Consider the following 13,571-nt stretch of genomic DNA (forward strand, 5'->3'; position numbering starts at 1 on the left):
TTAATTTCTTCTATAATAAATTCTACTTGGATAAATTCTCCCTGTTGGTGATCTGAAAGTTGGATTAGGAGAACCGTAGCTAGCAGGAACATTTCTTGGATGGTGTGTTACTAATGGTCCTTGTCCCCATTTACTAGTAAGTTCTATTGCTTGACCTTTACTATTTACTTTTGTAACTATCGCCGAATGTTGAGCTATTGCTCTATTTAATTTGTAATCCCATGCATAATATACTACTCTATCTCCTACTTGATTAGGTGCATTAAATGATATTGCATGATAACCCGATTTGTTGTTACCTGGATTGTTATCCCATCTTGTTAATCCACTAGCCACTAAAGAGGCATTAGCAGGATCTGTAGGATCTCCTTGAGAATTGGTCCAAGCATATGAATGACAATTGTAGCACCCTGGGTTTGTTGTTCCATCAGGGTAAGTTGCTGGAGTTTCTGGCCCTACTTGAGTAATATCCCTATCTTTTTGCGTTTTCATAGTTGGATCACCGTCATCATTCATGCTATGCATTGCATGATTCAATCCAGAAACAACAAGTCCTGTAACTGCTCCTTGCCAAAAATTACCTCCGGTAAGAGCTGCTCCAGCGCCACCTGAAACTGTTCCAAAGGCTATCATACCTATTGTATTATTTGCTCCGATTGCTCCACTTAAACCTTGATGATTAATAGTTTCAGTAAAACTAGAACCTCTAAAGTTATGTGTTTCAGTAGTACTTCCTCCACTCCAAGCACTCGCAGCCACACTACTCAATGCTCCCGCTGCAAAACCACTCCAGAATTTACCTCCTGAAATAGCAGTCATGCTACCTTGAAAAGTTCCGTGTGCTGCAGCACTAAATGCCGCTTGCGAATAGAAATTACTAAATAATGCGGACGACGCGCTACCTATCCCAAACGTTACGGCAGAACTTGCTGCACCTATAAAAGTTGCTTTCACTAAACCACCAACACTAAAGGGAACATCAGCTACTAATGCTGTTATAGTATATGTTAATGCTGCAATAGCCGCACCAATACCAACTACTGCTAAAAATCCAATTTCTGCATATTCCCCGCTTGGATCCGTATACTTCAACGGATTATTTAACACATAGCCATACTTATTATAATTCTGTGTATTATATGGCTCTTGTATATAATTATCAGGCTGTAGGAACCTGTGCAGCTTTGGGTCATACAAACGACCGTTCATATGTATAAGCCCTACACTCTGCAGATGTTCATGACCTGTATACCCTCTGTCTAAAACGGTTAAACCAGAAAGTATATTACCTGCTCCATCCTGTACTTTTACAATATTACCCCAGGCATCAAATAATCTCTTTTCTACAACTGCACCGCTCTGATCAGATATGGCTGTTATTGTTCCCTGATAATCCCTGTGTAAATATAAATAATTCTGCGTGGTTCCGTCACTTTTTAACACTACAGAAGCACTGTATCCATCACCTCCTATGTAGGTTACGAATTCAACAGCACCGGTAACAATATTGTGTTTCACCTCCATGGTGCCGTCTGCAGAATAATGCTTACGGAAGGTTCTTAAAAGTTTGTCACTCTGCTGGCCTCCATAAAACATGGAGCTTCTGTCATTACCATCGTTGTAGGTAAAACTTATTTTATCTACTCCCGTTTCTTCAATTTGTACCGGGCTTTTAAATGTATTGTAAGTTATATTCAAGGCTCTTACTGCTGTAGCAGCATCACTTGTTTTACGGATCTGTACATCATCAAACCAGATATTTCCCAGTCCGTTGTTATCTAAACGAATACATAGTTTTTTAATATTTGCGGGAACTGAAAATGTTTTGACAACCTGTGTCCAGCTTCCTGTTACATTTGTCACTACTGCATTATAACTCAAGACCCCTTGGGCATCTTTCATTACAAGAACTATTTCTGCCTGCGGACTGCTGCTGTATACCCATGCAGAATAAGTATAATCTGTCGCAGCAGTATTATTTATATCTACCCATTTATCTGAATAAACATACTGTTCTGTTGTAAGGGTATTGGCCAGTTTTAAAGAATTTTTTCCTGTATGGGCAGCCGTAACATTATCATAACTGTAAAATACAGTCGCAGGAGATCTTACTGTACCCCAGCCTGTGCGGTCTTCCATACTGTCATTAAAAATTCCTTCTCTGTTCCCATAATATCCTACAGCTTCCTGAGTTGGGGTTATCGCTTTGTTTTGATAGGTTTTAGCCGTATCATATTCATAAGTCCCGACACTGTTTTGTATAATTCTTCCTTTATCATCATAAGACTGTGTTTCCTGAATACCAAGTCCATTTGTGTATTCTGTTAAACGGTCTAATGCATCATATTTATAGGTTTCATTTCGACTGAATAAGCTGTTGGTACGGCTGTTCAGGTTTCCTCTCTTAATCTCAAAATCGCTATTCAGAGTCATAATATTAACAGCCGTAGGGCTTGTTTTATCATGTTTAATCTGTTTAACATAACCATACTGGTCATAAGTATTGGTTACCGCTATACCGTTGCCAAATGCTGCAGTTAATGACTGCCCTCTTTCATTTAAACTATTGGTCTGCCATAAAACCTGCTGGGTAGTATCATCCAGGATCTGCCACGGAAAACCATTTTGATACGTGTTTTTTACGGTTTTAGAACTTGTTTTTCCTGAAGCTGTCGCTGTAGAAGTTTCTTTCTCTACTCTTCCTAAAGCATCAAAAGCTAATTGTTTAACAAAAACTGCATACGGAGTTGTTTCCGTGGTTTTGTAAAGCCTTTTAAGAGTATCATACTCATAAACATTTGTAGTTGTCTTTGATTCAATATTATCTACATAAGTGCTGCTTGTTATCTGGTTCAAAGCATTGTAAGCGTAGGTGGTTTTACTGTTAGTAAGTGTACCAGCAATGGTTTTTTCAGTTGGCTTACCACCAGCATCGTATACAAATGAAGTAGTCCCGTTTGGTGTTGTTTGAGTTTTTAACTGCCCAAAAGCATCATAGCTGTAAGTATAAACTCCTGCACTAGGATCTTCCATTCTGATCTTATTACCCCAGCCGTCAATATCTATTTTTACTTTGTTTCCCTGATAATCGGATTCTTTTAACTGACCATTTGCAAAATAAGTAAAATTAATCGTTCCTCCAGGATCGGTACTTTGAACTTTATTGCCCAAGGCATCTGCTGTCGCTGTAGTAACTTTGCCATCATCTGTACTGGTGGTGGTTAAAACAGAATAAGACAAAGTTTGTATTTTTCCGGTTGGAGCTGTAATTTTTGTCGGCCTCATCAGGTAATCATACTCATAACTGGTCCATAAACCAGGAGTCGAAAAATACGGCTCGCTCTCTTTTTGTTTTCTTCCTAAACCATCATATACAACCTGCTTGGTCACCATGGTATTGGCAGCAAATCCTTTTACAGAATTTTTTACTGCTCGTCCCAGTACATCATATTCAACCACTGTTTTAGCATCCAGGTTATTCGTAGTTGTTGTAGTATACCCTCCTGTTCCTAATTTTGCGTATACAATTGTTGTAGAAATAGGCGTCGTAGAAGAACCAGTAATTGTAGTGTTGGTTAATTTCCCCCAGTTATCATAAATAAAATCGCTGACAACTCCCATATAATCTGTTGACTTCGTCACCTGCCCCAGATTGTTATAAACGTAATTGGTAATTAACCCCTGATGGTTTGTTTTTTTGACTACAAAACGTTTTGCAGCATCGTATTCATCGGTAATAGTTCTTGCTGCCGGAATAGGTGCAGGGGCTCCTGGAGCTGAAACTGTTTTGGTCAATAAATTTCCAAGTCCGTCATAAGTCATATCCTCTACCAAAGCATAAGTGTTATGACCTTTCTTTTCCGTTTTCGTTAAGTTAAAACCGGTATAAGTATAAGCTTCCTCAGAGGTACGTGTGTCCCCTGAAGCCGCATTATTAGCCGATGTATTTACTTTTTTAGGTCTTCCGATGTAATAAGCACTGCCGGCACCCGTTGGATTATTATCATATTGAGTATCCGTTGTTACAGATCCCTGAACTGTAGCTCCGCTATATTTTTTTAAAACACTCCTAACCTCTAATCCATAATAATTGTTACTATCAACAGTTCCATCATAAGTAAAAACGGTTTCTGATTTAGTTCCGCTAAGATGATCTTCAATCGTTTGTTTCGATAACAACACATTATATACACCACTGTTTGAGTTAGGCGCGCCGGCACTCTGCGCAGCAGAAGCAGTAGGAGATGCAGTAAAAATGGTGTTAGAACTAGAACTGGCAGAAAAACCAGGTTTTAAAATTACCTGAGGAGCGTAATAATTAACCGCTAAATCATTATTTACTGCTGATGAAGCTGTTATAGAATTACCTGCCTTATAAGTCTGTCCAGTTGTAACAGGTGTCGTGATGATTATATCATTCTGAAGAGGGCTTGAATAAACCACATCTCCTCCTCCTTTGGTATAAACTGAAAAAACATTCGTTTTAGTTGTTAAAAGACCTGAAGGTGTAGTATCAAAAACTGTCGACGGGTTGGTACTTGTCCAGCTGATTGTATTGGCTCCTCTTAATACAGGATCATTATACTGTGTTGTCCAGATTTTTGTATCCGAAGCCGATAAATACCAGCTGCTTCTGGTGGTTCTTGTAAAACCTACTGTGCCGTAATTATAATTCGAAACATACCCTCTGTATCTGAAATCCTGATATTTAGAAATCCCGTTGATTGTTGCAGTTAATTTAGACACTAAATAACTTGCTGGGTTTTTGATAACTTCTATATTAGGATACGTTACCGCATCAGCCGATGAATAAAAATCTGAAGAAGCACTGCCTAATGTTCCTGTAGTTGGTTCCATTGGCAGGTACTCAATAGTCTGTTTGATGTTACCGTTTGATTCCATTACAGATTTTAACCTGTTTTCTGTATCGACATTTTTGTTAAATTGATAATATTCAATTTTATTATAATGGCCGCGCACTAAAACCAAATCTGTATTACCTCCATCGTACCTATAATTAGAAGTAAGAGGAATTGGAATATCAGGTGAGTTTGAGGTAAAAACAGTAGAGCTGTATACTGAAGTAAAACCCGAAGCTCCTACCTTACCAATATTATTAGCATAACCGTATACTTCCCATTGGGTATCATGATTATTAATACTCCAGTCATCTTTATAATACTTTCTCCAGACACGAACTAAATCAGATTTACCATCCTTATTTATGTCCATCGCAAAATAGCTGCTAAAATGTCTTTGTGTTTTATAATTGCCTCCTGTATCTGGCCAGTATTCTACAATGTCCAATGTTTCTTTTGTAAAAAAAGAACCTCCTGCTGGATTTGGATTACTGTAGTAGATATTCCACTCAACTTTATTCGGTCCACCTTCATCTGTAGGCAGCATAATATCCGTTTTACCATCTCCATTATAATCTCCCAATAACATATATTTTGTAGCACTATACTGATCCAAAGTCCCAGCACCAATTACCTCTAATTCTATCCATGGAGCAGCTGCGAGCTGTTTAAAAGTAAAAATTTTATACGTTTTATCTCCGTTAATTTTTAATATATCGGACTTACCATCAGAATTAAAATCTCCTACAATTCTTTTTTCATAATACTCTACTGTTCCAAGAGCAGAAGCATTAGCAAGCTTAACAAAGCCCGCTGTATTTAACTGATTGCTAGAATTTGGATTTAGATCAAGTAAGTAATATTCAGTATCTTCCGGATTTCTAACAGAAAATTCACATCCAGCAATAGAACTCCCATAATAATCATGATAAATTGTCTGATAATTATCATGAGTTTCATTCTTTCTATTAAAAATAAGTACTTCACTTAAACCATCTCCATTGAAATCACCTTCGAGATAATTCGTTGATTTTTTTACTGATGAAAAAATACAAGCTTGCGGATTAGCTCCATAACCGCAATTATACTCATCATATGAACAATAATAGTCATTGGTATAATCAGTTCCACGATAAGCAATGTTATCCATAGTTACAGTTTTATTATAAGTATTGGCAACTGTACTACCAGACAAGTTATAAACTTTAAATTCAGTTGTCGTAGGAGTTTCATTTGCAAAAACTATAGAGTGCAGCTGATTTACTTTATTACTATTGAGTGTTGTTGCATTAATCAACTGCCTTTTGTCCATTGCAATAGGTAGATTAATTGGTGCATTTCCCGTGTCATTTTTAAATAAATTTGTAAATATTTGATTATTTGCAATAAAATCTAATCTTCCATCTCCATCAAAATCCCCTGCAAGTTCAACCTTATCAAATGCTAAATTATTAGTGTACTCCTTTTCCGTTCGCTGTGGTGTTGTAGGGCTGGAATTATATTCAAAAACAACTGGATTTGACACCTCACTTTGAGCATTTATTTCTTGTATTTGTTTTAATCTTTGGTATCCTAAACTTGCGTCCTCTTCATGTGTAAGTTTATAAGTTCTAAAAGTTAGGTTATTAGCAAAAACTTGTATATAGTCTAAAATTTGGGTCGCATAAATTGCTCCTCCTTTCAAATAGTCTTTTTCTATACGACTAGCAGCTTTATAAACAAAACTAATTTTATTTTGAGCTGCAATTCCGGCAGCTGCATTCCCGCTAAAAGCAATATTATCAATATACAGTTGATTTGTACTATTATAGGCAACTGTCTTATAATTATAATCAATAAAATTGCCGTACACATCTTCGTAATGAACTATATACCATGAATTTACAGAAACTGAATTCTGCAGGCTTCCAGATCCTTTAGAGCCATACCAGCTTCTTGATCCATCAGGTGCAGTTACTATAAAATAAGTCGTAGTACCTTCAATTTTTAATTCAATTTTGGTATTGCTTTTATATTCGGTCTCATAAGTAGAATTTGCTGCCCAGTAAGTTCCTGTTTTTAGCAATAGTCTTTGCCCGTCAAGCGCTAATTTATCATTTGAATCAAAATCAACACCATCAACATAACCGTCAATATCCCGGCGTGTTGCCATTCTGCTGATTGTTGAAATACTATTAATACTCCAGCCCTGACCGGCTATACCGCCTCTAACTCCGCTGCTGTAAACCAGGTTTATAGTAGGAGCAACTCCCTTTATACTTGGAGGAACTGCTATAGGAAGCGTATAAGTTGCAGTACCTGAGGCTGAAATTTGTAGTTCTCCTTTTGTATCTGTAAAATTTTGAGAAAAAGATAAAAAAGAGGTAAATAAAAATATAATGAAAAAGTAAAATTGTTTCATATAAAGTAGCTTACTGCTTAATAATTTTAATTGTTTTTTCATCTCCGTTTTTATATTTTAAAACAACCAGATAAATTCCTGTTGAATATTCCTGAAAAGAAATATTCAAAGCATTAACACTTTCTGTTTTAGGAAATGCTTTTAATACCTGACCATTTAATCCGTAGACCATTACTGATGAAACTTTATTATCGTCTATTAATTCCCATTGAAGATAAAGTTCTTCTCTAACTGGGTTTGGATAATACGAAATCACATCCTCAGGGAAAAACTTTTCCAAATCTTCCTCTACAACTGCTTCAATTTCTTTGATATCTCTGGCAGGTTTAGCAGTACAGCCGCTAAGGCATAGAACCCTGCTGATTTGATTTCCTGCAGTATCATAACCAAACGTGATTTTTTGCTGCGCATTAGATAAGGCACAAACTGCAAATAGAACAAACGTAAAAAGACGTTTCATAATAATTTATTTATAAACATTTGTTAAAAAAATACAAATGAATATAAAATAAAATTATAAAACAACGATTCAATTATAATTTTATATCAAGTTTTATCGACAAAAAGCTAACATAAACGACAAAATAATAAATAGAGTTCAGAAGACAGAAATTAACCGATTCTTGTTTAACCTTTAACATTTGATTCCTTAGTATCTCTACAAACTATGGAACTAATTGTTAAACAAAAAAGACCGTCTCTTTGAGACAGTCTTTTAAATATATTTTCTTAAATAATTAAGCTCTAAACAAAGCAAATTTATTATAGTTATACAAAACCTTATCATAAGGAACATAAAGCGAAACTATTTTCTCTGACGATTCGTCAAATTTAATTCCGTTGTGTTTTCTGAATAAATAAATTTCTCTTAAACAGTTTGATAAACTTTGGTGGATTTCACTTGTAAAAGTTGGCAGTTTTTTGTCTCCAACCAAAAGATCGATTTGATAATTAGAGCTGCTTTTTGATAAATTATTACCAATAATTCTGATGGTAAATGTAGTTGACTTTCCGTATTGTTCACCTTGATATTGAAGTGTCATAATTTTATAGTAAAAAGGTTAATATTTTATGTTTAAACTTTCTTTAGAATTGAATTCAATTTTAAAGTTATAAAAAATATTGAATGCTTTATAAAAACCCGCATCAAATTTATTGAAGCAAAGTTACTCAACTTTTTTAAAGGGAAACAAATTAGATTAATTTACAATACTATTTTCAGGCTTTCTTTCTTCATTTACATCTAATAAAAACAAATTTCCATTTTCATCAAACATTGTCATATTCAAAGCGTCTAATAAAGTAAGGTTTTTTGAAACCGAGCCTGTAAATTTATTATAGGAAAGATTCATTTCAGAAAGATTAGGCATTTTTTCTAATTCCTTAGGAATTTCTCCGCCCAGATTATTATTGAACAAACTTAAATTTTGCAAAATATTCAAATTAGAAATATCTGAACTTACAACTCCTGATAATCTATTATTATTTAACAGCAGTATTTTTAAAGTCGAAATCTTATACAATGAACTTGGCAGAACACCAGCGATTTGATTATCAAATAAACAAAGAATTTCTAATTGATTCAGTTTTCCAATTTCTACAGGTAATTCACCGGAAATATTATTCTTAAAAAGTTCTAAATCTTTCAAATTCTTCAAATCACAAATGCTTCTAGGAATTGTACCAGATAACTGATTACCAGAAACATTTAAAGCTTCAAGTTCTTTAAAATTACTGATTGAATTTGATAATTGTCCTTTAAGATTATTTTTATGAAGATCAATTGTAATTAAATTTACCAGTTCAAAAAATGCAGCAGGCAGTTCTCCCTGCAGATTATTATCGGCTAAATTTAAAGAAATTACTTTTCCGTTTTCAACACGAACTCCATACCAGGTTGAGACTGATAGTGACAAATCCCATTTTATTTTCCACTGCGAACCATTTGTCGCATGATATAATTTAATTAGCGCGTCTTTCTCTTTATCTGAAACAGTATCTGCAAAAACATTTAGAGAAAAAATAAATGCTAAAAAAAGTGTTGCAAAGCTTTTCATAACAGATTTGGGGATTGTTTTTCTTGCCTCAAAATTAGTTAATTACTGGATGTAAAGCGACTTATGTCGATAAAGTGTTAATAAATAAAAAATCGTCTTACTTTTCTTCTTTTTAAAAATATCGAAATCGTTATAGTTTTTTGATTAATTTTGGAACAACTAATTACAAAAACCTTAAATTATGGAAATTAACTTAATTACATTTTTCGTTGCCGCGATTGTGACACTCATAATCGGTTTTATCTGGTATCATCCAAAAGTTTTTGGAACAATCTGGATGAGAGAAAATAATTTTACCGAAGAAGATTTAAAAAAAGGAAACATGCTCAAAATATTTGGGTTTACGTACATTTTTTCTGTTATGATTTCGATGGCTTTAATGTCGTTTACCATTCATCAGTCGGGTGCAATTGGAATGATTGGCGGCCCGCCTTTTATTGAAAGCGCAAAACCGTCTTTCCACGCTTTCATGGCTGATTACGGAACTGCTTTCCGTACTTTTAAACACGGTTCTCTTCATGGTTTTATGTCGGGGCTGTTTTTTGCTTTTCCTATAGTTGGGATTAATGGATTATTCGAAAGAAAATCATGGAAATACATCTTTATTCATGCAGGATACTGGATGCTTACTCTTACCATAATAGGCGGCATCGTTTGTCAGTTTGCGTAAATTATAAATAGTACTGACCCGTTTGAAGCCAAAATTCAAACGGGTTTTTCTTAATAATAGCTTAAAGAAGATGAGTTATTATAAATATTATCTAATTTTGAAGAAATTAGCTCACACTTTTGAATACAACTTATTCTTTTCAAATCTACAACAGCACATCATTACTGCCTTTAGAGTGGAATTCGCTGGCCGCTAATAATATTTTTTTAACACGGGAATATCTCGAAGTACTGGAAAATTCCTCTCCGGTAAATATGATTTGTCATTTTATTGGAATTTTTGAAGAGGAAAAACTTGTTGGTATTGTTTTAACTCAATTTTTATTTGCAGAAAAACTAGAGTCTTTTGGCGAACGCGATCAATGTTTAAAAACATCTGTTCGCAATTTTGCATTAAAGAATTTCGCTTCTCACGTTTTATTTGTTGGAAACAATATGTTAACCGGACAGAATGCTTTTGCTTTTGATCAGAATATTAAAGAAGCAAAAGCTGTTAAAACACTTCATAAAGCTATTAATCAGCTTAAAAAAGATTTAAAAGCTAATGGAAAAAAAGTTCATATAACCAGTATAAAAGACTTTACTGCAAAAGAAATTGAACCATTGCAGGCTGAATTTAAAAACAATTATACGTTTTCGATACAGCCTAATATGATTTTTAAAATCAATGAAAATTGGAAAACTGAACAAGATTATGTTGATGCACTGTCAAAAAAATACCGGGACCAATACAAACGCGCCCGCAAAAAATCTAATGGGATAGAAAAACAGCAAATGTCTTTGTCTGACATTAGAAAATATGAAGATGTTATTTATGAGTTGTACTTTCATGTGGCTAAAAATGCACCTTTCAACACTTTTTTCCTAGCCAGAAACCATTTCAGTTTTTTTAAAGAAATTATGAAAGAGAACTTTTTACTTTATGGTTATTTTTTAGATGAAAAACTAATTGGTTTCAATACACTTATAAAAAACGGTGAGGTCATGGACACTTATTTTTTAGGTTACGATGAAAGTGTTCAGCGCGAAAAAATGCTGTATTTGAATATGCTTTACGATATGATTGCTTATTCTATTAAAAAAGGATTTTCAGCGATTGTTTTTGCCAGAACTGCTCTCGAAATTAAAAGTTCTGTTGGGGCAAAACCTGTAAAAATGTATGGTTTGATAACGCATAGTAATGCTTTAATCAATCATAATATTGCAAGGTTTTTTAATTATTTAGAACCAAAAACAGAATGGCAGGAACGCAATCCTTTTAAATAAATATATCGCTCCGATGGAGCTTTTTTTATATTATCCATTTAATTTTCTATAAATATTGCGCTCTTACAGAGCTGCATAAATATCCTGCATAATTTCTATAAATATTCTGCTCTTCCGGAACGGGGCAAACATCCTTCATAATTTTATAAATATTCTGTTCCTAAACCAGACAAACTCCGTTAGGAGTGTAATATTTATAGAAAAAAATAAGACATCAGTCCTAAGCTCATCGGGGCGATACAAATTGTTTTTTTAGATTAAGGAACAGCCAGTTTCATTTGTTTGGGCAGAATATGAATTTCTAATGACTTTTGTGCTCCGCAATATTCACCGTCAATTTGAAAATGAACCGGATAATCTGTTTTTATTTCTGCCTTATCTGTCGAAATAATAACTATATCTTCAGAATCAATTGGCATGTTTCCGGTAATAATTTTTCCAATTAGTAACAAATCCAGACTTTTTAAAATTACTAATTCAAATTTTCCGTCGTTCATTGCACCATTTGGGTTAATGATTACGCCCGTTCCGTATTTCTGCGAATTAGCAATAACAATCATTCTTGCAACATGATCAACAGTTTTATTGTTTGCTGATATTGTTGCGACAAAAGGTTCATCAGGTTCTGTTAATGTCGTAAAAGCCTGCAAGGCATAACCCCAAAAACCTCTTACATCGCTTTGTTCATAATTTTTGACCAGATTGGCATTCAAACCAAGATCACTTAAATGAATACTTTTTTTGCCATTAATACAAATCATATCCATTTCAATATAATGATTCTGAAAAGCAATTTTAAGGTTTTCCTCAATTCCCACAGGCAGATTTAAATCGACCGAAAGTCCGTTTGCAGATCCGGCTGGCAAAATCCCAATAATCACATCCTGTTCTTCCATCGCTTCAGCAACCATTTTAATGGTTCCGTCGCCGCCGGCAACTATAATTCGTTCCGGCAGATATTGATTATATAGTGCCTGTATTTCTTTTAAATCATTTTTACCCGTAGTTTCATAAACCTTCAAACCAAAATAATTTGTAGCTGCAAACTCCCTAACAGCCTCAATTAAACTTGATTTATCTAGGTCTCCTGAAATAGGATTTACAACAAATAAGACATTCTTTTTCAAAATTTTATTTTTAAAACCAATTAAAATAATTAATTTACAGTGTTATATAAATATACGGAATTAATGAAACCTATTTTACAATTATATCGGGGTTATGCCAATGAAGAAGAATTAATTGTAATGGGACATGTCTTTAAGAGAACGTATGATTATGATTTTCAAAAGAAAAACTTAAAAAATGCACGTTCGGTTGTCAATCAATTCAGAATAAAAACTATTGAAAATTTTGATGTTTACCTAAAATTCAACAAACAGGAGATACATACAAAAACGCTGGACGATGGTTATTTTAATTTTTGCATTCCGCTTGAAAAAGAAACTCATTTTGGGTGGATCGAATATGAAGTGAGTATCAAATATGGTGGCAAAACTATTATTTCAAAAGGAAGCTTTATACGCCCGCATAAAGGGAATTTAGGAATTATTTCTGATATCGACGATACTTTTTTGATTTCGCATACGCGGAATATCTTCAAAAAAATGTACATCTTACTTTTCAAAAATGTAAATGACCGAAAGGTTTTTAAAGATGTTGTACCGCATTATCAGGCTTTAAGTTCGGCCGGACGTCACAATAAAGAAGAAGAAAATGCTTTTTTTTATGTTTCGAGCAGCGAATGGAATTTGTACCGCTTTATTGTACAATTTACCAAAATACATCATCTGCCGCGCGCCGTTATTTTATTAAAAGATATTAGAAGAGGTGTTACTGATTTCTTCATGAGCGGGCGTGGAAATCACGATCATAAATTTGAAAAAATAAAGCATGTTTTAGAATTTTATCCTAATCTTAAATATGTTTTATTGGGAGATGATTCTCAGCATGATCCGGTTTTATACGAGCGAATCTGCAAAATTTTCCCTGTTACCGTAATTGCTGTTTACATTAGACAAACGGGTAAAAGCAAAAAAAAGGAAATCAAAAAGGTCATGAAAAATTTAGAATCGCTCGATGTTTCTGTTTGTTATTTTAAAGAAAGCAGCGAGGCGATTGCGCATTCTAAGTCTATTGGGGTTATTAAATAGTTTTTTGTTTCAGGTTTCAGGTTTTGAACTGAATGAATATTTTACCGCAAAGATTCTGTGTTGATTTCCAAATTAAAATCTTAATTTTTATTAGTTTTGTTTTTTCAAGACAGTCTTTGAGCTAGTCTCTATAGCGTGTAAAGCCATTTGTGTTTTCACGCTATTT

Annotated in this window: 8 protein-coding genes; 3 read left to right on the forward strand and 5 right to left on the reverse strand. The window is 34.1% G+C overall.

Annotation, left to right across the window (positions count from 1 at the left end):
- The 4 genes from LUU93_RS17065 to LUU93_RS17080 all read right to left on the reverse strand — a co-directional run bounded on the left by LUU93_RS17065 (window position 1) and on the right by LUU93_RS17080 (window position 9,317).
- The gene (locus tag LUU93_RS17065) at window positions 1-7,302 is read right to left on the reverse strand and encodes an RHS repeat-associated core domain-containing protein (RefSeq protein WP_232682375.1); all 7,302 of its coding nucleotides are present in this window, start codon (window positions 7,300-7,302) and stop codon (window positions 1-3) included.
- Entirely contained in the window at window positions 7,271-7,720 is a 450-nt protein-coding gene (locus LUU93_RS17070; RefSeq protein ID WP_232682376.1) for a T9SS type A sorting domain-containing protein, read from the reverse strand. The genes LUU93_RS17065 and LUU93_RS17070 overlap by 32 nt, the downstream gene beginning before the upstream one ends.
- A gap of 277 nt (window positions 7,721-7,997) precedes the next feature.
- Window positions 7,998-8,303 carry a hypothetical protein gene (locus tag LUU93_RS17075; protein ID WP_232682377.1) on the reverse strand — a complete coding sequence of 102 codons (306 nt, stop codon included), beginning with the start codon at window positions 8,301-8,303 and terminating at the stop codon, window positions 7,998-8,000.
- A gap of 156 nt (window positions 8,304-8,459) precedes the next feature.
- Window positions 8,460-9,317 (reverse strand): leucine-rich repeat domain-containing protein, encoded by an 858-nt coding sequence (locus LUU93_RS17080; protein ID WP_232682378.1) that lies wholly within the window; start codon window positions 9,315-9,317, stop codon window positions 8,460-8,462.
- Window positions 9,318-9,498: 181 nt separating this feature from the next.
- Here LUU93_RS17080 and LUU93_RS17085 point away from each other — a divergent pair, with 181 nt between their 5' ends.
- Window positions 9,499-9,987, forward strand: coding sequence for a DUF1761 domain-containing protein (locus tag LUU93_RS17085; RefSeq protein ID WP_232682379.1), 489 nt, complete (start codon window positions 9,499-9,501; stop codon window positions 9,985-9,987).
- 119 nt (window positions 9,988-10,106) lie between these two features.
- Window positions 10,107-11,252, forward strand: a complete 1,146-nt coding sequence (locus tag LUU93_RS17090) for a peptidogalycan biosysnthesis protein (protein ID WP_232682380.1) — start codon at window positions 10,107-10,109, stop codon at window positions 11,250-11,252.
- A 257-nt stretch (window positions 11,253-11,509) separates the two neighbouring features.
- Here LUU93_RS17090 and LUU93_RS17095 read toward each other — a convergent pair whose 3' ends face one another.
- Entirely contained in the window at window positions 11,510-12,379 is an 870-nt protein-coding gene (locus tag LUU93_RS17095; protein WP_232682381.1) for a diacylglycerol/lipid kinase family protein, read from the reverse strand.
- A gap of 63 nt (window positions 12,380-12,442) precedes the next feature.
- Here LUU93_RS17095 and LUU93_RS17100 point away from each other — a divergent pair, with 63 nt between their 5' ends.
- Window positions 12,443-13,405: an App1 family protein phosphatidate phosphatase gene (locus LUU93_RS17100; protein WP_232682382.1), complete on the forward strand. Its 963-nt coding sequence runs from the start codon at window positions 12,443-12,445 to the stop codon at window positions 13,403-13,405.
- Window positions 13,406-13,571 lie beyond the last annotated feature (166 nt).

Origin of the sequence: Flavobacterium soyae, assembly GCF_021245985.1 — a bacterium.
Taxonomy (GTDB): Bacteria; Bacteroidota; Bacteroidia; order Flavobacteriales; family Flavobacteriaceae; genus Flavobacterium; species Flavobacterium soyae.